Below are 24,538 nucleotides of genomic sequence, written 5' to 3'. Positions count from 1 at the left end.
TCAACGGCGGACAGAACGAATCCAGTTCTCGAGCAGATGCAGTCCGGCATCGCCCGACTTCTCGGGGTGGAACTGGGTGGCGGACAAGGGCCCGTTCTCCACCGCGGCGATGAACCTCGTGCCGTGTTCGGCCCAGGTGACGTCCGGGGCACGGAGGTGGTCCGACGGCTCCATCTCCCAGCGCTGCACGCCGTACGAGTGGACGAAGTAGAAGCGTTCGTCAGCGGGCATGCCGGCGAACAACACCGATTCCGACGGCGCCTCGACGGTGTTCCACCCCATGTGCGGCAGCACGGGTGCGTCCAGCCTCTCCACCACGCCGGGCCACTCACCGCACCCGGGAACACCGGGCGAACCCTCGTGCTCACCGTCCGAGAACTCGGTGCCCCGATCGAACATGACCTGCATTCCCACGCAGATCCCCAGAACGGGGCGACCACCGGCGAGACGCTCTCCGATGATCCGCGGTCCCTTGACCGCCTCGAGGCCCTTCATGCACGCCGCGAACGCGCCGACCCCGGGGACGACCAACGCCTCGGCCTCGGTGGCGACGCGGGGGTCCGACGTGAGTTCGACCCGGGCGCCGACCCGCTCGAGCGCACGATGCGCCGAACGCAGGTTTCCGGAGCCGTAGTCCAGGAGTGCCACCCGCGTCGCCGAATTCGTCATTGGTCCACCTTATCGCCGGGGTCGTTCGGGGTCAGATCGCGCGTGGGTCTCGTACGCCGGGCACCCACCGCCGCAGGGCCGCCCACCGCGAGGACGACCCCCGCCGCGACGGTGAACAGCACGACGTAGCCGAAGCCCGCGAACCCGCCCATGACCACGGAGCCGAGACCGGTTCCGGCGTCGAAGGAGATGTTCCACGACGCGGACGCCGTCCCCAGTCGCGAGCGCGGCATCCGCTCGAACGACGCAACCAGGGCCTCGTTCTGTACGGCACCGAACCCGAGGCCGAAGACGACGGTCGGGACGAGGAACCACCACGGGTTCACCTCCATCGTCAACAACCCGGCGATGCCGAGCATTCCGAGTGCCGCGACACCGAGGCCCGGCCAGACCAGCGACCCCGGGCCACGCCGGTCCGAGATGAGGCCGGCGACGGTGCGTCCGACGATGACACCGACGCCCAGCAGTCCGAGCCCGACGCCGGCGACAACGGCGCCGCTACCGGAGACCAGGGAGTCCAACGCCGGCGACAGGAACGACGCCGCCGCCCCGTAGGGCAGGGTCACCGCCACCATGACGAGGAACGGGCCCGCGAGGAGGAGCACGACCTGCTTGGTACCGAGCGCCGACCGGTCCGTCTCCCCCGGTGGGCTCGGGTAGACGTGGGGCAGTCGCGTCGCGGCGACCAGGCCGACGACGCCGAACGCGGTGGCGGCCCAGGCCACCGTCGGCAGCCCGAGGAGGTCGAGCAGCCACAGTCCGACCGGCAGGAAGATCGCTTCGGAGATGCCCACGGCGAGACCGATCAGCGACGTGGCCCGACCGAGCATGCCGGGCGGGGCGAGCTCGGCCACGAGGGCGGAACCGGCGACGGTCATCATGCCGAACCCCGCACCGCGCACGCCGCTGATCGCCAACACCGCGATCGGGTTGTCGGAGAGGGCGAGCAGTCCCGAGGGCAGTCCGAGCAGGGAGCTGCCGATCCCCAGGACCCAGCGATAACCGATCGCACTCGTGACACGCGGGGTGGCGAGCTGGAACAGGACGGTCACCGTCATGAACACGCCGGTGGTGGCGCCGGCCACGAACTCGCTGCCGCCTCCGCGGACAACGGCGAGCGGTACCACCGGCAGCAGGAGGGAGAAGCCCCCGAACGCGAGCAGGACCAGGACGAACGCGGCCACGACGCCGGGGGTGCGGGCCAGCGTCGAGAACGCCCCCGGCGTGGCGACGCGCGGGGTCACGCCGGCATCACAGCGCGCCCTTTGTCGATGGGATTCCGGTGATCCTCGGATCCGGTTCGACGGCTGCGCGCAGCGCCCGCGCCACCGCCTTGTACTCGGCCTCGGTGATGTGGTGCGGATCGCGGCCGTAGTGCACGCGGACATGCAGCGCGATCCGGGCGTTGTAGGCGAGGGTCTCGAACACGTGGCGGTTGAGGACCGTGCCGTAGGGCGCGCTGGCATGGCCGATGACCACGTAGCCGATCATCATCTCCGGCTCACCGGTGTGCACGAAGTAGGGCCGCCCGGAGACGTCGACGACGGCCTCCGCGAGAGTCTCGTCCATCGGCAGCGAGCACTGGCCGAAGCGTCGGATGCCGCGCTTGTCGCCGAGGGCCTGCGCGAGGGCCTGCCCCAGGACGATCGACGTGTCCTCCACCGTGTGGTGTGCCTCGATCTCGCTGTCACCCGTCGCGCGCACGGTGAGGTCGAAGGCGCCGTGTTGGCCGAAGGCCGTGAGCATGTGGTCGAAGAACGGCACCCCGGTCGAGATGTCGGTCCGGCCGGTCCCGTCGAGGTCGATCTCCACGACGATCGACGACTCCTTGGTCGTCCTCTCGACCCGTCCCCGCCGCGCGGTCTGTTCACTCATCGCTTCTCCTCGGTTCCGGTCTCGATCTCCTCGGCCGCCAGTGCGGCGCTCACCTGCAACAGCTGATCGTTCTCGTGCTCGAGCCCGATGGTCGCACGAAGTCGACCCGGGATGCCCACGTCGCGGATCAGGACGCCCGCGTCCAGGTATCGCTGCCAGGCGCGCCCCGCGTCGACGAACGGCCCGTAGAGCACGAAGTTGGCCTCACTGGGAAGTACCTCGTACCCCTGTTCCTCCAGCCCGGCGGTGACGCGCTTGCGTTCCTCGGCGAGGAGCGCGACGGAGGCGAGTGTCTCGTCGGCGTGCCGGAGAGCTGCCCGGGCGGCGGCCTGCGCGATCATCGACAGGTGGTACGGCAGCCGCACGAGCAACACCGCCTCGACGAAGGACGGGTCGGCTGCGAAGTACCCGAGCCTGCCGCCGGCGAAGGCGAACGCCTTGCTCATCGTCCGCGACACGACGAGCGTGGCCGGATAGTCGGCGAGCAGGGTGCAGGCGCTCGGGGAGGGCGAGAACTCCGCGTACGCCTCGTCCACCACCACGATGCCGGGCGCGGCGTCGAGCAGGCGGCGCAGGTCGTCGAGGTCGACCACGTGCCCTGTGGGGTTGTTGGGCGTGGTGACGAACACGACGTCCGGCCGGTGCTCCCCTATTGCCGCCACCGCGGCGTCGATGTCGATCGACAGGTCGGGCCCGCGGTCCACCGGGATCCACTCGGTGTCGGTACCGGCCGCGAGGATCGGGTGCATCGAGTAGCTGGGGACGAAGCCCATGGCGCTGCGCCCGGGCCCGCCGAACGCCTGCAGGAGCTGCTGCAGGATCTCGTTGGACCCGTTGGCGGCCCACACCATGTCGGTGTCGAGGTCCGCGCCGGTCTGCCGGGTCAGGTACGCGGCGAGATCACCGCGCAACCCGACGGCGTCACGGTCGGGATAGCGGTTGAGGTCCGCGGCGGCCGCCGAGACCGCGCCGGCGATGTCGGCGACCAGTTCCGCACTGGGCGGGTGCGGGTTCTCGTTGGTGTTGAGTTGCACGGGCACCTCGAGCTGCGGGGCACCGTACGCGCTCCGTCCGCGCAGGTTCTCCCGCAGTGGAAGGGCGCTCAGTCCCACCCCCGGACGTGGCGATCCGGTCACTGTCCGTCCTCCCCTGCGCTGAGATCCTCGAAGCGTGCACGCACCGCCTCACCGTGCGCGGGCAGGCGCTCGGCGTCCGCGAGCGCGACGACGGTCGGCGCGATCTCCTTGAGTGCGGCCTGGTCGTAGTCGATGACGTGGATTCCCCGCAGGAAGGTCTGCACGCTCAACCCCGACGAGTGACGGGCCGTCCCGGAGGTGGGCAGGACGTGGTTGGACCCGGCGGCGTAATCGCCGAGCGGGACCGGCGAGTAGGCGCCTACGAAGATCGCGCCGGCGTTGCGCACGCGGGCCGCGTCGGCCGCCGAATTGCGGGTCTGTACCTCGAGGTGCTCGGCGGCGTAGGCGTCGACCACGCGGAGCCCTGCCTCGATGTCGTCCACCAGGACGATGCCCGACTGGGGCCCCTCCAGCGCGTCCCGCACCCGATCCGAGTTGAGGGTCACGTCGTAGCGCGCCTCGATCTCGCGGTCCACGGCGTCCGCGAACATCTCGGAGTCGGTCACCAGGACGCTCGCGGCGTTCGGGTCGTGCTCCGCCTGGCTGATGAGGTCGTAGGCGACGTGGACCGGGTCGGCCGTGTCGTCCGCCAGGACCGCGATCTCGGTGGGACCCGCCTCGGAGTCGATGCCGACGACGCTGCGGCACAGACGCTTGGCCGCGGTGACGTACACGTTGCCGGGGCCGGTGACCATGTCGACGGGCTCGAGATCGGAGTCATCCGTGTCCCGCCCGCCGTAGGCGAGCAGCGCCACTGCCTGGGCGCCGCCCACGGCCCAGACCTCCTCCACCCCGAGCAGCGAGCACGCGGCGAGGATGGTCGGGTGCGGCCACCCGTCGAAGTCTGCCTGGGGAGGAGAGGCCACCACCAGCGACCCGACTCCCGCGACCTGCGCGGGAACGACGTTCATGATGACGCTGGACGGGTAGACGGCCTTGCCACCCGGGACGTAGAGGCCCACCCGCTCGACCGGTACCCAACGCTCGGTGACGAATCCGCCGGGAGCGACCTCCGTGACGGTGTCGCTGCGACGCTGCGCGGAGTGGACTATGCGGGCACGACGGATCGCCTCGGACAGCGCTGCGCGGATGTCCGGGTCCAGATCCTCGACCGACCGCGCGATGACCTCGGTCGGGACCCGGACGGTCTCCGGGCGGACCGAGTCGAACCTCTCGCCGTAGTCGAGCGCCGCCTTGGCCCCGTGCTCGCGGATCGCGTCGACCACAGGGCGGACGGTGTCGACGACGGAGTCGACGTCGGCGGCACCGCGCGGGAGGGTACGTCGCAACTCGGCCGTGCCGAGTGAGCGACCGCGCAGGTCGATGCGGGAGAGCATGGTGTGGCCTTTCTTCGGGAGCGCCGTGGCCGCGAGCGGGAATCCGGCGATGGATTCCGGCAGGACGTGGACGCCCGTGGCCCGCGGGACCACCTGGCACCAGTCTAGTTGTGGGTCACCCGACCGCGACTCGGGCACCTGCGCGGGTGGCCCCGACATCGACCGGCATGACCCCGTGTGGCCCGACCGGGCGCGATCCCCCTCGGATCAGCACCCTCCGCCGGGAAGGGACGCGAGCTGCGGTGCGAGGGCGTCCGCCATCGTGCTCAACGCCGCAGTCCCGGCTTCGAAGGTCGGGGCGTCGACCGCGAGCGAGACCGCGACGTCGCCCCCTGCGGCGGGGATCAGCCCGAACTGGCGGACGAGGTACCCGCCACCGTCTCCCGGACCCCATCCGCCCTTGAACCGCGCGCCGGGAAGACGCCCGAGACCCCAGCGCTGGTCGGGCGCGATCCGTCCCATGAGCTCGATGACCGGTGAGGCTCCGTCCATGCACGGCAGGGCGGATGCGAACCGGGTCTGATCGACCAACGCCCACCGGGTCTGACCGAAGATTGTGTACCCGGGTCGCATACGGACCGAGGGCACCTCGGAGGTGACGTCTCCGCCCTCGGTGAGGATTCGGCCGGTGGCCGCCGCCGAGGCCGCGCCACCGCCCAGGTGGGCCCAGAGGTTCTCCGCCGCCCGGTTGTCGGAGACGGAGATGGCGGCGGCGTTGTCCCGGAGGACCCGCGGGTCAGTCCGCGCCACGGCGACCGCCAACGGGACCTTGATCGTCGACCAGGCGACGCCGGTGCGCCAGGTCCCGGCCTCCCGGGGCTCACCGCCACCGACCGGGACGACGGCGATACCGGCGTCCCCGGGCACGGCAGCCACGACCGAGTCGAGATCGACTGCCGTCGCCCCCGTTGCCACAGGTGCAGGCGGCGACACGGAATCGGCGGGCAGCGGTTCGGCGGGCAGCGACGCGAGGTCGCCCGGTGCGCCCACCCCGCCCTGGACGGGGAGGCCGGTCACCGTCGCCACGGTCTCGGTCACCACCACCTGTGGGGGGCCATAAGTGGGCGAGAGGGCAGCGCATCCCCCGCCGGCGGTCACTACCGCGAGCAACACGACCAGCGAGATCACTCCCGGCGACCGCCCACCTGGTGTCGGGGCCATCAGTAGAGATGTACGACAGCGTTGTTGCCGCCCGTGCAGGTCACGACGGGGCCACCAGCGCACGACATCGCGTAGCTCTGTCCGGTGACCGGACTGTAGGCGTTCACCGTCATCGCCTGCCCGGTTCCGCCGGATCCCACGTACTGCGACCAGACGACCTCGGCGAACTCGCAGGAGGTCGCCGAAGACCCCACCGCCGCCGCCGAGTACGGACCGGCCCCACGATCCATGCACTCGTACGCGCCGGCGGGTCGACTTCCCTGGGCGGGTCGTGCCGGCTGGACGGTCGGGGGGTTGGCCGCCTCGGCAGGGGCGGTGGCGGTCGCCGATACCGTCCAGGTGGCCGGAGCTGCCGCGGTCCCGGAGAAGCGAGGGGCCAGGACGATCGCGCCGGCGACCAGGATCCCCAACAGCAGGACGGACCCCAGAACCAGGAACACGATCACCGGGACGGAGAGCCCGGATCGCTGGGGCGGCATCCCGTACCCACCGGGAGGCGCCGGTCTGAACTGCGCGTCGGACGGGGAGCTCCAGCTCGGGGCGTTGTCCCATCGTGGGGGCTGGTCGGGCGTCATGGGAAGTCCTGTCGGTTCCGCGTGGCCGGGGTGCCCGCAGTAAACATTGACTTTATCTTAGGTTCACTGAGCATTCGGGACATCCCGACGCACCTGTTGTCAGCCCGCTCTCATCCACCGGCCCGCCGGGCTTTCTAAGCTCAGGTGCATGCGCAGACTGTTCTGGGTGATCGGCGTCCTCGTCGTCGTCATCGTCGTCGTGATCGCCGCTCCGTTCGTCTACAAGGCGGCTCGTGGCGGAGACGACGCGCCGCCCACCGTGATCGACACCCGGGACGTCGCCGCCGCGGCGACGGAGCTCGACGGCACCTGGGAGGTGGTCCCGGGCACCCCACCGAACGGCACGGTCGCCGGGTACACCGTCGACGAGGTCCTCAGGGGCGAACCGGTGACGGTCGTCGGCACCACCGGCCAGGTGGACGGTGAGGTCATCATCACCGGCCGCATCCTCGAATCCGGCGGTTTCGAGGTCCGGATGGACGGCCTCGAGACCGACATCAGCGCGCGGGACAACCGGGCCCGGTCGGCGGACATCCTCGACGCGGACGGCCACCCGGTCTCGACCCTCACCCTCGCCGAGCCGGTCGACCTGGCCGGTCTGCCCGGCGACGGCACCACCTCCACCGTGCCGATGCTCGTCGACCTGACCATCAAGGGGACCACGGTCCGCAGACAGGCCGAGGTGACCGTACTGCGGGCGGGAGACCAGCTCATCGCCTCGGGGCGGGTCCCGGTGACGTGGACCGAGGTGGGAGTGCAGCCACCCAGCCTGGGATTCGTGACCGTCTCCCCCGACGGGACTGTCGACTTCCGGGTGGTCCTGGAGAAGAGCTGAGCCCTCCCCTCTCGGGGTTGCCCGCGGATCCGCCAGGAGACACCGCCCACCATCGTCGGTCGCCTGGGAGTCCACGAGGAGTCCGGGTTCTCCCTTGCACTGGCCCGTGTCGGGGGTGATCGTCCTGTGGGCGCTGTTGCTTCGTTCCCGGGCGGAGACCGTCGTGTTAGTCGTGGTCACCCCGGTGTCCGTCACGGTGGTGTCCACCCGGACGGGATTCGGACCGGTCGAGGCGTTCGTGCTGGCGTCGGCCAGCCTGCCGACATCTGAACCGCGCGAGAATCGAAACGTGAGTCGGGAATACTCAACTACGGATCGCAGTTGTTACGGGTGCGATCCCGGAGAGACCGGGCGCTCCCGACCAGTCCTGAAGGAGACCAGCCATGGCCACCAGTAACCGTTTCGATCCGTTCCGTGAGCTCGACCGCCTCCTGGGCGAGGGGCTACGCACCGCGACCGGCTCGACCTCCCTCCCGATGGATCTGTTCAAGGACGGCGAGCGGTTCGTCGGACTCATCGACATGCCCGGTGTGGACCCCGACAGCATCGATATCGATGTGGAGGACCGCACGTTGACCGTCCGCGCCGAGCGCCGCGCGCCGATCGGTGGCGAGGCGCAGTGGCTCATGCACGAGCGGCAGTCGGGCACGTTCGCCCGGCAGCTCGCCCTCGGCAAGGGCCTGGCCACCGACCGGATCGAGGCCGACTACACCGACGGAGTCCTCCGGCTGGTCATCCCGGTCGCCGAGGAGGCGCAGCCACGCAAGATCGCCGTCTCGCGCGGAACGCAGCGCACCGAGCAGGCGGAGATCGTCGAGGGCTCGTCCGACCTCGGTAGCTGACGACCCGTTCCGACGCGGGCGTACCGCCTCCGCCCCCCGCCTCGTCCGAGGCGGGGGGCGGTCGCGTCGGTCCGCACGATGTCAGAGGTCGGCGTCCCCCACCACCACCAGCACGTCCGTGGCTCGTGACAATCCCACGTAGATCCGTTCGCGGAGGCGGTCGATCCCCTCGTAGCCGTTGCACACCAGCACGACAGCTCGTCGTTCGAGACCCTTGAAGCCGAGGACGTGACCGTAGAAGATGTCCTCCCCGTCCCAGAACGTCTCCCAGTAGGCGTCGTTGCCGTCCTCCTGGAGTTCGACCTGCATCGGATGGCGCGAGCCGATGGTCAACAGCGCCACGTCGCCGGGCTCCCACCCCTCGTCGAGCAGCCGCATGGCCTCGTCGTCACCCACCGCGACGGGATCCGCGCCCTCCGGGACGCCCACGTACCGGACGGCGGGACCGGTGCCACCGCGCAGCTCCATCCGCTGACCCACCAGCGGCATGAAGGCGCTGGCGATCTGCCGGGTATTGCGGAGGTTGTGATCCAGCACGAGCGGAACGAGATCCACGGGTGGGCGGCCCGCACGCTCGAACACACTCTGGCCCGCGTCGCCGACGATCATGAGCCGACCGTTCTCCCTGTCACGCAACGCCCCCACCACCGGCTGCCACCAGCTGTCCGCGAAGTCCTGCGCCTCGTCGACGATCACGGCATCGAAGCGCCTGCCGTCGGGAAGCTCGTCGGCGAGGTCGGACATCAGCCCGGGCAGGTCCTCCTCCCACCACCGCACCGTCTCGGTGGACCGGATCCTCTCGTCCGGACCCACCGGCGCTCCCCATTCGACGCCCAGGGCGTGGAATTCGCCGACGTAGGCGGGTCGCTCCCGCCGCTTCCACCCGCTGGTGACCCGCTTGAGGTAGCTGGCCAGGCCGTGCGAGTAGCAGAGCAACGCGACCCGCTGCCCGTCCCTCGACAGGCGGCGCGCCTGCTCCAGTGCCAGATAGGTCTTACCGCTGCCGGCGCCGCCGCGGATCTCCACCCGAGGCAGCGCGTCGACCGCCCGCAACAGAACCGATTGCTCGCGGGTGAGAGCGTCGGCGATGTCGGCGTTCTCGGCGGCGCGGGCCACGACGTCGCGTTGGGGCAGTCCTCGACCTCCGAGGATCTCCGCCAGCCGGCTGACAGTGTCCGCGGACGGGAAGGGGCGATCCGCCGGGCCGGAGTTCTGTGCCAACAGGTACACACGATGAGCGAGTTGATCGAGTTGATCGCGGTCCACGATCCGGTTGCGCTGGATCTCCGGCCGCGCGAAGTCCTCGGGGATCGAGGCGTTGGGGAACACCAGCATGTGGGTCCACCGCTGTAACCGGTCCGGCCACCGCGGGTCGTCGCTGACGTATCCCCGCAGCGCGTACAGGGCGTCACGACACTGGTTGACCGGGTCGATCGTGAACTTCCTGGTGCCGCTGCCCTGCACCCACACCCCGTCCTCGATCACGATCTGTCCGGCCACACCTCGATCGCCACGATCCCCGCGCCGGGCATCGCCACCAGGATGTCGACCTCGTGTTCCTTCTCGTCGGTGGACACCCGTTGGCCCACCACAATGAGGCTGTCGTCGGAGAGTTGGTCGCGCAGGAGGTCGACCACACTCTTCTCGGAGGGGTGTCCGTAGACGGGGTGAGCGGGGATGACACGGGGCATACATAAGAACTACCTTCGCCACCACCCCGCGGGCCGGCCACACGCCGCGACTCACCGCGTCAGGGCCTCCGGACGGCCTTGACGACGACGTCGTGGACCGTCACCGGGACGACCCCGCGACCCGGCATGGCACGAGAGGTCTCCTCGGCGAATCCGATCTCCCACCCCTGCGCCTCGAGCCGCGCGGTGACGGTGGCCGCGGTGACGCCGGCCCCGGCCGGCGGATGAGCACCGCCACCGTGCCCCTGGTGATGTCCGTGCCCCTGGTGATGTCGGTGTCCCTGGTCATGCCCCTGCCCCTCGTGGTGCAGGTGCCCGACTATGAACAGCGTCCCGCCGGGCGCCACCCACCGGGCCAGCCGGTCGTAGAAGTCCAACTGCGGTATCGACGGGTGCGCGTAGTGCGTGGTGACGAGGTCGTACCGCGCCGGGGGTTCCCAGCCGGAGAGGTCGGCCTCGACCCACGACACCCGATCGGACAGCCCGCGTTCCGCAGCGCGCCGGGCGGCGATCGCCAGCGCCTCGGCGGCGATATCCGCCCCGGTGACCTGCCACCCCTGCGAGGCGAGCCACAGCGCCTCGGACCCGGCGCCGCACCCGGCCTCGAGTGCCGTGCCCGGATCCAGCGGAGTGACCGCCCGGATCAGGTGCGGGTTGGGAGGGCTCGCGGCCATCGCGGCCGCGCGGTCGCCGGCACCCGTCCAGACGTCGCCCCAGTAGGCGCGGTCAAACTCGGGCGCCATCGTGCACCTCGATCGCCTTCTTGAGGTCGGCCATGATCAGCGCGGCATTGATCTGCTGCGCGGCCCGGGTCCCCTGCGCCGCCGCGCCGCCGACCTGCGCCATGGGGTCCGCGCAGTTGCCCGCGGCCCACACCCCCGGCACCGGGGTGGCGCCGAACTCGTCGGTCGGGATGACCGTGCCGACCGGGTGATCGACCGCCACCAGACCGATGGCCGCGTAGGGCTCCACCCGAACGGTGATCCGGGTGGCCACCACCACCGCGTCGAGTCCGATGACCTCGTCGTCGTCGACCCTGACCCCGACCACCCGCCCACCGTCGGCCTCCACCCGCGAGAGCCCACGCTCCTCGGTCGGGATGCCGAGCGCGGCCAGGTGGAGCCGGTCCTGCTCCTCGATCGGGCGACCGCCGCCGAAGAACGTGATGTCCCGACTCCACTGGTGGAACAGCACGGCCTGGTGGGCGGACATCGGATGGGTCCCCAGGATCCCGATCCGCTGGTCGCGCACCTCCCAGCCGTGGCAGTACGGGCAGTGCAGGACGCCGTGTCCCCACTGCTCCCGGACGCCGGGGACGTCGGGCAGTTCATCGGTCACGCCGGTCCCGATGAGCAGCGTGCGGGTGGGCAGCACGGCCCCGTCACGCAGGATCACGTCGAAGCCGTGTCCGGCAGCGCGGGTGTCCACGACCTCGCCGTCGATGACCTCGCCGTCGTATCCCCTGACCTCCGCGCGGCCCCGGGCGAGCAGCTCCAGCGGGCCCACCCCGTCCAGCGCGAGCAGCCCGTGGACGCCCTCGGCGGGTGCGTTGCGCGGCTCGCCGGCGTCCACCACCGTCACCCGACGGCGCGCACGGGCCAACGTCAGGGCGGCACCCAAACCGGCCGCTCCGCCGCCGACCACCACCACGTCCCGCAGTTCCCGGTCGTGCGTGTCCATGTCCGTCCCCCTGTCCGTCCCCCTGTCCGGGCCACCGGTTCCGGCCCGCATCCCTCGACGATGACCTCCGTGCGCACGAGACGCAACATTCATTGCCGTTCTGGCAAAGTCGGTCCCATGACCGATCCGAACGGGACCGACCCGACCGCCCGCACCCTCGACGCGGTGGGGCCCCGACTGCGGGCCCTCCGGCAACGCCGCGACCTCACGCTGACCGCGCTGGCGGAGTCCACCGGCATCTCCACCAGCACGCTCTCCCGACTCGAGTCCGGGCAACGCCGCCCCACCCTCGAACTACTGCTGCCGCTGGCGCGGGCACACGGCGTCACCCTGGACCAACTCGTCGACGCCCCGCCGACCGGCGACCCGCGGGTGACGCTGCGGCCGATCGCCACCGACCACGGCGCGACCGTGATCCCGTTGTCGCGCCGGCCAGGCGGGATCCAGGCGTACAAGTTCGTACTCCCCACCGGTCGCGACGACGACGAGCCCCACCTCCACGTCCACGAGGGCTACGACTGGGTGTTCGTCCTGGACGGCAGGCTGCGACTGGTCCTTGGCGAGCACGACCTCGTCCTCACGCCTGGCGAAGCGGCCGAATTCGACACCCGCACCCCGCACTGGTTCGGCGCCACGAGCGCAGGCCCGGTCGAGTTCCTCAGCCTGGTGGGCAGACAGGGCGAGCGGGCGCACATCCGGGCGACACCCGCCCGGTGATCTTCGCGACACGATGTCAGTATCTTGTCGACACGGAGTTAGGATAATTCTCGTCCCCCACGTCGACGCCGGAAGGCCTCCATGTTCCTCGCTTGGCGCGAACTCATACACGCGCGTTCCCGATTCACCCTGATGGGCTCCGTCGTAGCCTTGATCAGCGTCCTGATGGTCCTGCTGGCAGGGCTGACCTCCGGCCTCGTCAACGACGGCGTCTCCGGCCTGCAGCGCATGCCCGTACAGGCGGTCGCCTTCGCCCCGGAGACCAAGACCGACTCGGCCTTCACCCGCTCCGTGGTCGGGCCGGACCAGGTCGAGGCCTGGGCCGCACAACCGGACGTCGAGATCGCCACCCCGATGGGCCTGTCGATCATCAACGCCAAGTCCTCGGCCGGCACGCCCGTCGATCTCACGTTGATCGGCGCCGACCCGGACGGGCCGCTCGTGCCCGCTGCGGCGGAGGGCCGCACCCCGACCGCGGACGGCGAGATCCTCGTCAGCTCCACGGCCGCCGAGAACGTCTCGATCGGCGACACGGTGACGGTCGACCGGCTGGAGATCCCGCTGACCGTTGTCGGCATCGCCGCCGACCAGCACACCTTCGGCCACGTCGACATGGCCTTCACCACCCTGACCACCTGGCAGGACGTCAACTCCGGCACCCGCTTCGGCGAGGAGCCCCGTGCCGGTGCCCGCGAGGAGTACAGCGTGGTCGCCCTGGCCGGCGTCGACGGGAAGATCCCCGACCTGGCCGCCGGCGACGCCGTCGCCGACACCTCGGCGCGCCCGATGGAGGACGCCTACAACGCCTCCCCCGGTTATCAGGCGGAGACGACGACGATGTCGATGATCACCTGGTTCCTCTACGCGATCTCCGCGCTCGTCGTGGGCGCGTTCTTCGCGATCCTCACCGTCCAGCGCTCCCGCGAGATCGCGGTCCTGCGCGCCATGGGCGCGTCGACCGCCAAGCTGCTGATCGACGCGGTCGGCCAGGCGCTCATCCTGTTGGCGGCCGCCATCACCGTCGGCGTCGCGATCGGCGTGGGCCTGGGCTCACTGCTGGTCGGGACCGGGATGCCGTTCGCACTCGAGGCCGGACCGATCGTCCTCGGGGCCGTCCTCCTGCTGGTCCTGGGCCTGGTCGGCGCCACGCTCGCCACTGTCCGTATCAGCTCCGTCGATCCGCACAGCGCACTGGGAGAGAACCGATGACCACGACCGCACACACCGACGCCACCGCGGGACTGCGCTTGAGCGGGGTCGAGCTGGCCTTCAAGGACGGCGACGAGACCCTCTACGCGCTGGCGGGGATCGACCTCGAGGTCGCCCGCGGGGAGGTCCTCGCCGTGGTCGGCCCCTCCGGCGCGGGCAAGTCCAGTCTGCTGGCCGTGGCTGGCGGCCTGGCGACCCCCACCGCGGGCACCGTCGAGGTGGGTGGCCGCGACATCACCGGCCTCGGCCGACGTGAGCTCACCCGCTTCCGCCGCGACCACGTGGGCTTCGTGTTCCAGTCGGGCAATCTCGTGCCCGCCCTCACCGCCCGCGACCAGCTCCGGCTGGTGGGCACGCTGGGCGGCGACCGCTCCCGACTCCGCGACCCGGACCAGCTGCTCGAGGCGGTCGGTCTCACCCACCGCGCCCGGCGCCGCCCCGCCACCATGTCGGGTGGCGAGCGGCAGCGGGTGGGCATCGCGCGCGCCCTGATGTCCTCGCCCGATCTGCTGCTGGTCGACGAGCCCACCGCCGCGCTCGACCGGAAGAACAGCCACGACGTGGTCCGACTGCTGGCCGAGGAGACGCATGAGCACGGGGTGGCCACGGTGCTGGTGACCCACGACCACGAGATCCTCGAGCACTGCGACAGGGTCCTCGAGATGGTCGACGGGCGCCTCGCAGCGCACGTATGATCTGCACTTCTCCAGTCCGCTGACCCGGGAGGTCCTCATCCCCCGCATCGACGCCCCCACCGTGGGCGAACACCGTGACGCGCGGCGCCGGGCCCTGCTCGACGCCGCGCGCTCGATGCTCTCCGAGGCACCAGGGACCCCTCCGGACATCAACGAACTGACCACCCGCGCCGGGATGACGAGGTCGAACTTCTACACCTACTTCCCGTCGCGGGCGGAGCTGATCGTGGGCGTCGCCGAGGACCTCATGCCCCGGTGGATCGACACCGTCACTGCCGCGGTCCGGGAAACCGACGGCGGCCGGGCCGGAGTCCTCGCATTCATCCGGGCGACCCTCGACCGCGTGGCGGCGGGCGACCACGCGATCCTCACCGCACTGGCCGCCCAACTCCCCGAGGGCTCCGCACGGGATGACCTGCACCGGATGCACGGCCAGATGACAGCCCCACTGCGCGAGTGCCTCGTGGAGATGTCCTCCGCGGACCCCGAGGTGCTGACGGAGATCGTCATGGCGGCGACCTTCAAGGCGTCCGAGCTGGTCGAGGGTGGCCGGCGGGTGGACGAGGTGCTGCCCGCGGTCGAGGTGCTGTTGGCGCCCGCACCCATCACCCCGGGGTGACCGCCCACCCCGAGGTCATCTGCCCGGCGAACTCCGGAAGACGCATCACTATCCGGTTCTGCTCGGCGCGCGGGCGAAAGCCCACGTCGAGATACCGCGGCGCCTCGTCGGGCCGATCGCGGACGAGCGATCGGTACGCGGGCACCAGCTCCTGTTCGATGTACTCCCACCGCGGCTCCCTGTCGGCCCAGTTGAAGGCCGGCAGCGGCGTGTGCGCCACCATCGGCCGGCCACTCACGTCCGCGCGGACGGAGAGCGGCCGGAACTGACCCAGCGTGCGGGCACCCGGGATGTCGGGGGCACCGCCGACGGTGGTGATGTAGGTGAGCACCCTGCCGAGGTCGCCGCGGTCGGCGGCGGTGGCGTCCCACTGGTCGGCGATGATCTGGTTCTGCTCCCGGGAGGCCATCCGCTGCAGCGCCTCGGACAGGCCGTCGGGGGATCCCTCGTCGAGCATCCGCCAGGACTCCAGCGCGTAGTCGTCGTACGCCCCTCCCGCGGCGAGCTCGTCGACGGCCGTCAGTCCCCCCTCGGCGTAGGCCTCGTGCACCGGGATCATGTCCGTGAAGATGTGGCGCTGCATGACGAGTAGCCGGTGCATGTACCAGTCGACGTCGGGTCGCCGCAGGGTCGGACCGGCGGTGGCCAGGAGGCGCACGTCCCGGGGCATCTCGCGGGCCACCTCCCACGGCATCCCGGCCATCGCTCCCCCGACCCCGAGTCCCACCTCGTGCACGCCCGGCACGGTGAGCAGCCCACCGACATCGTCGAGGTCCCAGAACCCGGCGGCGAACGACATCCCCGCGAGCCCCGCCATCCCCGACCACCAGAACCCGTCGTGGGAGTTGTAGAGCCGGAGGTAGTTGACGTACACCTTGTCGACCGTGTCGAGATTCGCCGCCAGGCCCCGGGCCGGTGCCCACTCGTCGAGGTCGATGCGGGCGTGTTCCGCGCCCACCGCCAGCCAGTACTGGCGTGTCAGGGTCGAATAGCGTCGCGGGTCCACCCCGGCCGCCCTCACCACGTCGAGCGCGGCGCGGAGCTCGTCGACATCGGTGGTCAGCCCGGTGGAGACGCCGCCCGCCGACTCACCGTCCGCGTTGTCGGCGGGGACGTCGAGGTAGGCCGCGTACGTCGCGGCGTCGGCTGCCGCCGGCGAGTGGACACCGGACGCCACGACGAGGATGAGCGCCGCCAGGAGAGCGGTGAGGATCGCGCCGGGTCCGCTTCGTGCTCGTGCCATCCCGTACCGCCCCCGGACCGTGGTGTGTGATTCACGTCACTTTAGGCACGATCCCGGCCGGTGGCGACCGAACCCGCCGGTGCCCGATGAGGTCATCCGACGTGACAGGCGCGACAATGGACCGCATAAGGGGTGTCAACCAGCACCCGCGGAGCCAAGGAGTCCAGTGAGCATCCCCGTCGACCGGGCCCCGGCCCGTAGCGCCACCCGAGACCTCGCCCAGATCGCGGTGTTCGCCGCCCTCATCGTCGTCCTGGGCCTGCCCGGTCAGATCAGCATCGGCTCGGCCGGCGTGCCCATCACCCTGCAGACGCTCGGCGTGATGCTCGCCGGCTCACTGCTCGGGTGGCGCAAGGGCGCCCTCTCGGTGCTCGCGGTCATTGTCATCGGCCTGGCACTGCCCGTGCTCGCGGGCGGCCGGACCACGCTCACCTCGCTGGCCGGCCCCACCGCGGGCTTCCTCATCGGCTGGATCCCGGCGGTCATCGTGATCGGCCTGCTCACCGCGTGGATCATGCCGCGCTACCGCCTCGTCCCGGGACTGCTCATCAACGTCCTCGGCGGCATCGTCGTCATCTACGCCGTCGGCGTGACCGGGATGCTCATCCGCACCGAACTGACGCTCGGCGGTGCGATCGCCGCCAACACGGTGTTCCTCCCGGGCGATCTGGTCAAGGCGGTCGTCACGGCGATCGTCGCGACCCAGGTCCACAAGGCACGCCCCGGCCTGATCGCCCCGCTGCGCCGGAAGTGACCAGAACGGAGATCCGGTTCGACGGTGTCGGTCACGCCTACGGTGACCGGACCGTCCTCGCCGACGTCGACCTGACGCTCACCGAGCGACGCATCGGGGTCGTCGGGGTCAACGGCAGCGGCAAGTCCACGCTGGCGCGGATGATCAACGGGCTCGTCGTCCCCACCTCCGGCACGGTGACCGTCGGCGGTCTCGACACCCGCCGCAAGGGCGCGGCGATCCGCCGCCGGGTGGGGTTCTGCTTCACCGACCCGGACACCCAGATCGTCATGCCGACCGTGGAGGAGGACGTGGACTTCTCCCTGCGCCGTTCGGGTCTGAACCGGGAGGAGCGACGACGACGAGTCGCGGAGGTGCTCGAGACCTACGGCCTGGCCGGCCATGCCGAACATCCGTGCCACCTCCTCTCCGGGGGGCAGAAGCAGTTGCTGGCCCTGGCGGCGGTGTTGGTGATCGAACCCGCCGTGGTGGTCGCCGACGAGCCCACGACCCTGCTCGATCTGCGTAACCGCGCGCTGGTCGCCGAGACGTTCGCCGGGTTGGAACAGCAGCTCGTGGTGGTCACGCACGACCTGGACCTCGTCGCCGACTTCGACCGCGTCCTGGTGGTGGACGGTGGCCGCGTGGTGATCGACGACGCCCCCGGCCCCGCGCTGGCGGGCTATCGGCGGATCGCCTTGGGCCCGGGGCCGGGGGCCTAGGTGTTCGCCACCTATCAACCGGGGAACTCGCTCCTGCACCGACTGCCGGCGGGGCTCAAGATCCTGCTGGTGTGCGTGCTCATCCTCGTCGCCACCCTGGCGATCCGGGAGCCCTGGCACGTACTGCCCGCCCTCGCGCTCACCGCGGCCCTCTACGCGGTCGGGCGTATCCGTCCCCGGGCGGCGTGGGACCAGGTCCGCCCGGTGCTGCCGATGCTCATCGCGATCCTCGTCCTACAGTGGATCGTCGCCGATCTCGACACCGCCCTGAGGGTGTGTGGCGCGCTGCTGGTGGCGATCACCGTGGCGGGCCTCGTCGCCCTGACCACGCGCGTCTCGGACATGCTCGACGCGGTCACCCGCGCAGCCCAGCCGCTGCGGCACGTCGGGGTCTCGCCGGACCGGATCGCGCTCGTGCTGGTCCTCACCATCCGGGCCATCCCCCTGCTCGCGCGTCAACTCCGCCAGGTCACCGAGGCCCGCAGGGCCCGCGGCCTGGGGATGTCGATCCGCGCGCTCGTGGTACCGACCGTGCTCGGCGCGCTGACGACCGCCGACCAGCTGGGCGACGCGTTGGCCGCCCGCGGCGTGGATGACTGAACACGACCGACGACCGAGCCCGGGCCCGCGCCGTTCCGCGCAGCGCTGCGTATCGTGGGGCCATGTCCCGACGCACCCGGAACGCCGGCCGCGACTACGCCGAAGCGGGTTCGCCAGCTGAGCCTTCTTCCCCCCAGCCCTCCTCCCTCGTGCCCTCCGCCCTCGTGCCCTCCGCCCTCGTGCCCTCCACGCGCGAGTCGAAGGAGGTCGCACTGCGCTCGGCTCCGCTGGCCAGCCTGGCCGGGTCGGCATTCGGCGCCGTCGCCGCGGTGGCGCGGCTGGCCCGCCCCAAGGCCCTGCACCCCAAGGGCGTCATCGCCGAGGCCACGCTGAGCGTGACCGGGGTGGGACGCACGGGTTCGCCCTTGCTGGACGTGACGGGCCGCTGGCCGGCGACCATCCGGTTCTCCCGCGCGGTGGGCCTCCCGGACGCGGTGCCCGACATCGGCGGCATGGCGGTCCGGATCCACGCCGAGAGGCCGGTCGACATCCTGCTCGCGAGCACGGGGACGGGCCCGCTGAGCCGCTACCTCCTCACCGCGGGCTGGCGCACGATGGGCCGCACCATGACGTCCATGTTCCCGGTGCTCATCGCCGGTCGCCCGCTCCTCCTGGCCGCGATCCCCGCCGGCGACGGCGGCACGTGGACCCTGCAGCACGCGACGCCGCTCGGCAGGTGGAAGACGCTGGGCCGGCTCGAGGTGGACTCGTGGGAGGACGACGACGAGGGCCTGCACTTCGATCCGATCGGGAACCGTCTGCCCGGGTCGCGCTATCCGCATGTCCTCAGGGCGTTGCGGGACCCGTCGTACCCGCCGGCCGACCGCGGCGTTTAGAACCGGTCAGCACTCGGCGGTCCCACGCCGCCAGTAGCCCATGAACGCCACGGCCCCCTTGGGGATCCCGGCGGCGTCCACGGCGAGGCGGCGCATCGCCCGGACCAGCCCCGCCTCCCCGGCCAGGAAGACGTAGGGCTCGCCTGCGGAGACCGCGGTCGCGGGTTGCCATTCGCGTTCCGCGGGTCGACGCCCGTCCAGGACCGTGTGCACGCAGTCGTCGCCCAGATCGAGGACGGCGGCCAGGTGCCGGGCCACCGCGGTGCCGGGCTCCCCCTCCCTCGGCAGCACGGTGACGAAGTCGGGGGCGCCGTCGGCGAGCGCCACGGCGTCGGCGGGGGTCGGGACCTCCACGACGATCCGTACCTGCCGCCGGTGGGCCGACCCGACCGCCTTCGCCTCCGCGGCGAGTTCCTCGGCGATCGCGAGCAGCGCCGGGGCCGCGGTCTCGTCGCCGGCACACACCACACGTTCGGCCCGCCCGGGGGCCCAGGCGGCCCACGGTGCGTGACCGCGGCCCGGGCCGGCGATGTGCACGATGTCGCCGGGCCGTACGGAGCGAGCCCAGGCGGATCCCGGCCCCTCGTCGCCGCCGGGGTGGACCACCATGTCCACCGTCAACGCGGGAACCGGTCCCCCGTCCATGTCGACGGTGTCCGCGCGACGCACGGTGTACGTGCGCATCCAACCGCGCTCGCACTCGGACAGGGCGAGCCAGTCGCGGATCGCCGCGGCGTCCGGGAGTACACCGCCGCCGCCCGGTGGGGGCACGATGACCTTGATATAGGCGTCCCGCGCGGTGCCCGGGTCCACCACGTCGGCTGACCAGCGGAGCAGCTCGGGCCCGGCCACCACGAGGCGGACGAACGAGTCGCCCAGCGGGCGGGCGGCGATGACCCGGGTCCGCGAGACGACGATCGGTGCCTCTACGGCGAGTGCGGTCATGGTGTCCCTTTCCGTCGTCCCCGTGGGAGTACCACGGGGTGGCCGGTGGCCGGGTCGGTGATGATGTCGGCGTCCAGGTCGAACACGCGACGCAGGGTCTCCTGGGTGATCACCTGGTCCGGCGGGCCGGCGGCGACGACGCCGCCCTCGGCGACCGCCACCAGGTGATCGGCCACCCGGGCTGCCAGGCTGAGTTCGTGCAGCACCGCCACCACGGTGCGTCGGCCGCTGCCCCTGCCGCCGTGGACGGCGGGCAGCGGCAGGTCGCGGACGAGGTCCAGCACGTCGAGTTGATGCGCGAGGTCGAGGAACGAACAGGGTTCATCCAGCAGGAGGGTGGGGGTGGCCTGGGCCAGCACGAGTGCGACCCAGACGCGTTGACGTTGGCCGCCGGACAACTCGTCGACCCGCCGGTGGGCGAATTCGGCCGTGCCGGTCATGCCCAGGGCGTCGGCGACTGCGGTGTCGTCGTCGTCGCCCCCTCCCCACCAGCGACGGTGCGGGTGCCGACCACGCGCGACGAGTTCGGCCACGGTGAGTCCCTCCGGCACCAGTGGTGACTGCGGCAGGAACGCCACCGACCGGGCGTGCTCACGGGCCCCGACCTGGGACAGCGGGCGGCCATCGGTCTCGATCGAGCCGGACAGTGGCCGCAGCTGTCTCCCCAGGGCGCGCAGGATCGTGGACTTGCCGCAGCCGTTGGCGCCGATCAGCACAGTGGTCCGCCCGGCGGGGATGTCCAGGTTGAGGTCGCGGATCACCGGTTCGGCGCCGTAGCCCAGGGTCAGGCCGCGCATGCGGAAGGCGGGGTCGGGTTCGGGTCCGAGGTCCATGGGCAGGACCGGGGTCACGGAGGCGACGGGCGCGGGGATGCTCATCAGGCCACCTTTCTCGAGCGCAGGAGGATCCACAGCATGGCGGGGGCACCGAGGGCACCGGTCACCACGCCGGTGGGCAGGTCGACGGTGCCCAGGGCTTCGGAGGCGACGATGTCGGCGGCCACGACGATCACGGCGCCGGTGAGCGCGGCCGCACCGATGTGAGGCCGCCCGCGACCGAGCGCGGCGGCGACCGGGGTGGACAACAGGGCGACGAACGCGAGCGGGCCGGCCACGGCCGTCGCGACGGCGGCGAGCAGGCTGCCCACCCCGAGCGCGGCGGCGCGGGTGGGGATCGGGCGCGATCCGAGCCCGACGGCGAGCTCGGGACCCAGCTCGGCGGGCCGGAGAGCGGCGTGCAGCCACATGCCCGGCGGGAGCAACACCACCAGCGCGACGGCGAGCCAGACGATGCGCTCCCCCGATGCCCCGGACAACGAACCGACGGTCCACACCGCGGCCTCCCGGGCGCCGTTCAACGGCACTCGAGCGATGAGCTGGGTGACCACGGCGGTGCCGAGCGCGGCGACCGCCACGCCGCCGAGCAGGAACCGCTGGCCGACGATACCGGTGTGCCGTCCCGCGGAGGCTGCCAGGACGACAGCGAGCGCGGCTGCGGACCCGAGCAGCGCGGCGGGCACGACCCCGACCCCGCGCAGTCCCCACAGCGTCATCCCCGCCACGGCCCCCGCGGAGGCCCCGTGGGAGATGCCGAGGATGTCGGGGCTGGCCAGGGGGTTGCCCAGGACGCGACGGAACAACGCCCCGGACGCGCCGAACGCCAGACCGGCGAGCGCGCCGAGGACCGCGCGCGGCAGTTTGTCCTCCATCACGACGAACGTGGCGCCGGGGATCGTCGCGCCGCCGAGGATGGATATGAAGTCGGGGATGGTCACCATGTAGCGCCCCAGCAACACGCGCGCCGCCATCACCGCCAGCAGGGTGGCGCCGAGCCCGACGATCACGAGGAGCGCGTGCCTGCGCCGGCGGGCCGACAGACCGCGCACCACCCGCTCGGTCCCGGGGTGGTCGGCGCGGGCGGCGGGGTCGGCGGAGCGGTCGAGGACGTCGGGGCTCACGAGCCGCTCACCCCCCGGTTCGCGCGCAGGAGGGCGATGAGGAAGGGCACCCCTATCGCCACGGTCATCACGCCGACGGCGATCTCCCCGGGCGGGGCGATCACTCGCCCGACCGTGTCCGCGAACAGCAGGACCACGGGCCCCACGATCGCCGACAGTCCCAGGACGACGCGGTTGCCCACCCCGACCAGCCGACGGAGCAGGTGCGGCACGAGCAGTCCGAGGAAAACGATGGGGCCGGCGAGCGCCGTGGCGACCCCGGACAGGATCACGACGCCGGCGAGGACAACGGCGCGCCCGGCGACGGGTCCCACGCCCAGTCCCCGGGCCAGGTCGTCCCCCAGCGCGAGGGCATCGAGGGTAGCGGCCCCGGCCAGGACCAGTATGAGCCCCAGGAGAATCAACGGCGCGGTGGCGCCGATCTCGGGGGCGGCCGCACGGGCGACCGAGCCCAGACCCCAGAAGCGGAACCGGTCGAGAACGCCCGGGAGGGCGATGACCAGGGATGAGGTGACCGCGGTGCAGCCCGCGGTGACTGCGGCCCCGGCGAGGACGAGCCCGGTGCCGGAGTCGGCGCCGAGTCTGCCGGCGGCCACCACCACCATTCCGGCGGTCAGGGCACCGACGACGGCGAACACGGCGACGGCGGACGGGCCCGCGGCCGGCGCCAGGGCCAGGCCGAGCACCACACCGAGCGCGGCGCCCGCGGTCAGTCCGAGCAGGCCCGGGTCCCCGAGAGGGTTGCGCGTCGCGCCCTGCAGACCGGCACCGGCCACCGCGAGAGCGGCGCCGACGAGGATCGCGGTGATCGTGCGCGGCACCCGTGCGGCCACCACCACCTCGTCCATCCCGGCACCGGATCCGGGGGCGAGGGCGGCCGAGAGGTCCCCGGCGAACAGCTGGCCGGGCAACGCCGTCAGCGCCGCCCACACCACGGCGGGGTCGACGGGGCGGGCGCCCACGAACAACGACGCGGCCACGCCCGCGGCGAGCAGCACCAGCGACGCCGCCGTACCGATCGCGACACGCCGGCGCCCCGGCACGGGGGGCGTCGGCACGGGGGGCGTCGCCGCCCCGGATCCCGCGGGCACGGCAGATCCGCCCGCCCGTGGGGCGGGCGGGACCGTGCTCGTCTCGGGGCCGGTCACCGGGGTCAGGCCCGCTCTGCCGCCGCGATGATGTCGGGCACGACGTTCTCCAACGCCCACGGCAGGCTCAGCGGCGAGGCGGCCGAGATCGAGAGCACCTGCTGCTCGTCGGTCTGGACCACCATGCGGCCGGCCTCGACCGCGGGGATGCGCCCGAGCAGCGGGTCGGCCTCGATGGCCCGGCGGACGTCCGGGGACGCGGCGTAGGTGACGAGGATGTCGGAGGCCAGTTCGTCGGCGCGCTCGGGCGACCAGGTCACCGCGAACTCGTCGGGCGATCCACTGGAGGCCTCGGCGATGACCGGTGCCTGCACCATCCCGAGCTGCTCGAGGAAGCGGGGCCGGTTGTCGACGTCGGTGAAGGCGTAGATCTTCTCCGCGGCGTCCGGGTCGACCGTGCCGTAGATGAAGGTCGTGTCGCGGATGCCCGGGGTGTCTGAGGCGACCTGCTCGATCTGGCCCTCGACGTCGGCGATGAGCTCCTCGGCCGCATCGGAACGCCCGAGGGCCTCGCCGATGAGCCGGGTCGAGTCCTGCCAGGCGGTGCCGAACGCGACGTCTCCCTCCGGCATCGCGATCGTGGGAGCGATCTTGGAGAGGGTCTCGTACTCCTCCGCGGTCATCCCGGAGTAGGCACCCAGGATGAGGTCGGGCTCGAGGGCCGCGATCGCCTCGGTGTTGATCCCGTCGGTCTCCGAGTAGAGCGTGGGCATCTCGCCACCGACGGCCTCGAGCTCCGCGTCGAACCAGTCGGTGGAGCCGCCCGCGTTGGCACCGAACGAGTTGCGGGGCATCCCCACCGGCACGACGCCCAGCGCCAGCGAGACGTCGGCGTTGACCCAGGAGATCGTGGCCACCCGCTGGGGTGCCTCGGCGATCTCGGTCTCGCCGTAGGCATGTGTGATGGTGCGGGGGAACTCACCCTGCCGCTCGACGCCGCCTGTCGTGCCGGACTCCCCCGACCCGCCGACCGCGCCGGTCGAGCAGCCGGCGAGCACCGCGAGGAGGGCGACGAACGCCGCGAGGACGACCAGCATCGCCCGGGCCCGCCGGCGCTCGGGCGCCCCGGGTCGGGCGAGGGTCAGCCGGGAGCGTGCGGCAGGTGCGGTCATCGGGTCTCCATCTGCTGTGGGAACGTCGCCCAGGCGACTTAGGCATGGCTTACCTTGGTGGGCGCCACAGTAGGGGCGAAATGACCCCCAACGCAACAGCTACGCCGAAGGTTTCCAGCTCGCCTGTATCAGTGAGTGATTCATATCACCCAACGGTTGCTTAGGTAAGGCTAGCCTGCATAGCGTGCGCCGTACCGAATT

25 protein-coding genes and 1 pseudogene are annotated in these 24,538 nt (G+C 71.8%); 10 read left to right on the top strand and 16 right to left on the bottom strand.

The features are described 5' to 3' along the window. From hisH to AC3DE3_RS13970, 7 genes are all read right to left on the bottom strand, one after another. Positions 1–669 (bottom strand): imidazole glycerol phosphate synthase subunit HisH, encoded by a 669-nt coding sequence (gene hisH / locus AC3DE3_RS14000; protein ID WP_163375645.1) that lies wholly within the window; start codon positions 667–669, stop codon positions 1–3. Then, positions 666–1,913 (bottom strand): MFS transporter, encoded by a 1,248-nt coding sequence (locus AC3DE3_RS13995; RefSeq protein WP_488370402.1) that lies wholly within the window; start codon positions 1,911–1,913, stop codon positions 666–668. Before AC3DE3_RS13995 ends, hisH begins: the two co-directional genes overlap by 4 nt. Positions 1,914–1,920: 7 nt before the next feature. Then, the gene (gene hisB / locus AC3DE3_RS13990; protein WP_488370401.1) at positions 1,921–2,544 is read right to left on the bottom strand and encodes an imidazoleglycerol-phosphate dehydratase HisB; all 624 of its coding nucleotides are present in this window, start codon (positions 2,542–2,544) and stop codon (positions 1,921–1,923) included. Beyond that, the gene (locus AC3DE3_RS13985; protein ID WP_488370400.1) at positions 2,541–3,680 is read right to left on the bottom strand and encodes a histidinol-phosphate transaminase; all 1,140 of its coding nucleotides are present in this window, start codon (positions 3,678–3,680) and stop codon (positions 2,541–2,543) included. The genes hisB and AC3DE3_RS13985 overlap by 4 nt, the downstream gene beginning before the upstream one ends. Further along, on the bottom strand, positions 3,677–5,017 hold the full coding sequence (gene hisD / locus AC3DE3_RS13980; RefSeq protein ID WP_488370430.1) for a histidinol dehydrogenase: 1,341 nt from the start codon (positions 5,015–5,017) through the stop codon (positions 3,677–3,679). The genes AC3DE3_RS13985 and hisD overlap by 4 nt, the downstream gene beginning before the upstream one ends. Before the next feature lie 207 nt (positions 5,018–5,224). Next, a complete protein-coding gene (locus AC3DE3_RS13975) occupies positions 5,225–6,178 on the bottom strand; it encodes a hypothetical protein (RefSeq protein ID WP_488370399.1) in 954 nt (317 codons plus the stop codon). Continuing rightward, positions 6,178–6,753 carry a serine/threonine protein kinase gene (locus tag AC3DE3_RS13970; protein WP_260487197.1) on the bottom strand — a complete coding sequence of 192 codons (576 nt, stop codon included), beginning with the start codon at positions 6,751–6,753 and terminating at the stop codon, positions 6,178–6,180. Before AC3DE3_RS13970 ends, AC3DE3_RS13975 begins: the two co-directional genes overlap by 1 nt. Before the next feature lie 148 nt (positions 6,754–6,901). Between AC3DE3_RS13970 and AC3DE3_RS13965 the strand changes: the two genes are divergently transcribed. Both AC3DE3_RS13965 and AC3DE3_RS13960 read left to right on the top strand, forming a co-directional pair. After that, positions 6,902–7,588, top strand: coding sequence for a YceI family protein (locus tag AC3DE3_RS13965; protein WP_488370398.1), 687 nt, complete (start codon positions 6,902–6,904; stop codon positions 7,586–7,588). Positions 7,589–7,971: 383 nt separating this feature from the next. Next, complete coding sequence (locus tag AC3DE3_RS13960) at positions 7,972–8,430, top strand: Hsp20/alpha crystallin family protein (RefSeq protein ID WP_260487194.1); 459 nt, start codon at positions 7,972–7,974, stop codon at positions 8,428–8,430. Positions 8,431–8,511: 81 nt separating this feature from the next. On the opposite strand, the pseudogene AC3DE3_RS13955 reads toward AC3DE3_RS13960, so the two are convergent. The 3 genes and pseudogenes from AC3DE3_RS13955 to AC3DE3_RS13945 form a co-directional block, all read right to left on the bottom strand. After that, positions 8,512–10,121, bottom strand: a pseudogene (locus tag AC3DE3_RS13955) (NERD domain-containing protein). Positions 10,122–10,180: 59 nt separating this feature from the next. Continuing rightward, a complete protein-coding gene (locus AC3DE3_RS13950; RefSeq protein WP_488370397.1) occupies positions 10,181–10,864 on the bottom strand; it encodes a class I SAM-dependent methyltransferase in 684 nt (227 codons plus the stop codon). After that, positions 10,848–11,801, bottom strand: coding sequence for an NAD(P)/FAD-dependent oxidoreductase (locus tag AC3DE3_RS13945; RefSeq protein WP_488370396.1), 954 nt, complete (start codon positions 11,799–11,801; stop codon positions 10,848–10,850). The genes AC3DE3_RS13950 and AC3DE3_RS13945 overlap by 17 nt, the downstream gene beginning before the upstream one ends. 117 nt (positions 11,802–11,918) lie before the next feature. On the opposite strand from AC3DE3_RS13945, the gene AC3DE3_RS13940 reads away from it, so the two are divergent. The 4 genes from AC3DE3_RS13940 (at position 11,919) to AC3DE3_RS13925 (ending at position 15,041) form a co-directional block, all read left to right on the top strand. Continuing rightward, on the top strand, positions 11,919–12,518 hold the full coding sequence (locus AC3DE3_RS13940) for a helix-turn-helix domain-containing protein (protein ID WP_488370395.1): 600 nt from the start codon (positions 11,919–11,921) through the stop codon (positions 12,516–12,518). An 81-nt stretch (positions 12,519–12,599) separates the two neighbouring features. Further along, positions 12,600–13,727 carry an ABC transporter permease gene (locus AC3DE3_RS13935; protein WP_488370394.1) on the top strand — a complete coding sequence of 376 codons (1,128 nt, stop codon included), beginning with the start codon at positions 12,600–12,602 and terminating at the stop codon, positions 13,725–13,727. Further along, positions 13,724–14,422: an ABC transporter ATP-binding protein gene (locus tag AC3DE3_RS13930; RefSeq protein ID WP_488370393.1), complete on the top strand. Its 699-nt coding sequence runs from the start codon at positions 13,724–13,726 to the stop codon at positions 14,420–14,422. Before AC3DE3_RS13935 ends, AC3DE3_RS13930 begins: the two co-directional genes overlap by 4 nt. Positions 14,423–14,483: 61 nt before the next feature. Beyond that, positions 14,484–15,041, top strand: coding sequence for a TetR/AcrR family transcriptional regulator (locus tag AC3DE3_RS13925; RefSeq protein WP_488370392.1), 558 nt, complete (start codon positions 14,484–14,486; stop codon positions 15,039–15,041). Here AC3DE3_RS13925 and AC3DE3_RS13920 read toward each other — a convergent pair. After that, positions 15,028–16,284 (bottom strand): hypothetical protein, encoded by a 1,257-nt coding sequence (locus tag AC3DE3_RS13920; RefSeq protein WP_488370391.1) that lies wholly within the window; start codon positions 16,282–16,284, stop codon positions 15,028–15,030. The two genes, AC3DE3_RS13925 and AC3DE3_RS13920, sit on opposite strands and share 14 nt — an antisense overlap. 166 nt (positions 16,285–16,450) lie before the next feature. Here AC3DE3_RS13920 and AC3DE3_RS13915 point away from each other — a divergent pair, with 166 nt between their 5' ends. From AC3DE3_RS13915 to AC3DE3_RS13900, 4 genes are all read left to right on the top strand, one after another. Continuing rightward, positions 16,451–17,038 (top strand): biotin transporter BioY, encoded by a 588-nt coding sequence (locus AC3DE3_RS13915; RefSeq protein ID WP_488370390.1) that lies wholly within the window; start codon positions 16,451–16,453, stop codon positions 17,036–17,038. Then, positions 17,035–17,739, top strand: coding sequence for an energy-coupling factor ABC transporter ATP-binding protein (locus tag AC3DE3_RS13910; protein ID WP_488370389.1), 705 nt, complete (start codon positions 17,035–17,037; stop codon positions 17,737–17,739). Before AC3DE3_RS13915 ends, AC3DE3_RS13910 begins: the two co-directional genes overlap by 4 nt. Then, positions 17,740–18,339, top strand: a complete 600-nt coding sequence (locus AC3DE3_RS13905; RefSeq protein ID WP_488370388.1) for an energy-coupling factor transporter transmembrane component T family protein — start codon at positions 17,740–17,742, stop codon at positions 18,337–18,339. Between the two features lie 62 nt (positions 18,340–18,401). Then, complete coding sequence (locus AC3DE3_RS13900) at positions 18,402–19,175, top strand: phosphodiesterase (RefSeq protein WP_488370387.1); 774 nt, start codon at positions 18,402–18,404, stop codon at positions 19,173–19,175. Between the two features lie 6 nt (positions 19,176–19,181). On the opposite strand, the gene AC3DE3_RS13895 is transcribed toward AC3DE3_RS13900, so the two are convergent. The 5 genes from AC3DE3_RS13895 to AC3DE3_RS13875 form a co-directional block, all read right to left on the bottom strand. Beyond that, positions 19,182–20,120 (bottom strand): siderophore-interacting protein, encoded by a 939-nt coding sequence (locus tag AC3DE3_RS13895; RefSeq protein WP_488370386.1) that lies wholly within the window; start codon positions 20,118–20,120, stop codon positions 19,182–19,184. Continuing rightward, a complete protein-coding gene (locus AC3DE3_RS13890) occupies positions 20,117–20,953 on the bottom strand; it encodes an ABC transporter ATP-binding protein (protein ID WP_488370429.1) in 837 nt (278 codons plus the stop codon). The genes AC3DE3_RS13895 and AC3DE3_RS13890 overlap by 4 nt, the downstream gene beginning before the upstream one ends. 44 nt (positions 20,954–20,997) lie before the next feature. Continuing rightward, complete coding sequence (locus tag AC3DE3_RS13885) at positions 20,998–22,077, bottom strand: FecCD family ABC transporter permease (RefSeq protein WP_260487179.1); 1,080 nt, start codon at positions 22,075–22,077, stop codon at positions 20,998–21,000. Continuing rightward, the gene (locus AC3DE3_RS13880; RefSeq protein WP_488370385.1) at positions 22,074–23,135 is read right to left on the bottom strand and encodes a FecCD family ABC transporter permease; all 1,062 of its coding nucleotides are present in this window, start codon (positions 23,133–23,135) and stop codon (positions 22,074–22,076) included. Before AC3DE3_RS13880 ends, AC3DE3_RS13885 begins: the two co-directional genes overlap by 4 nt. Before the next feature lie 95 nt (positions 23,136–23,230). After that, complete coding sequence (locus AC3DE3_RS13875; RefSeq protein WP_488370383.1) at positions 23,231–24,337, bottom strand: iron-siderophore ABC transporter substrate-binding protein; 1,107 nt, start codon at positions 24,335–24,337, stop codon at positions 23,231–23,233. Positions 24,338–24,538 lie beyond the last annotated feature (201 nt).

Source organism: Dietzia sp. IBK-p2-16D (genome assembly GCF_057773085.1).
This window is presented reverse-complemented; position numbering and strand designations above follow the sequence as displayed.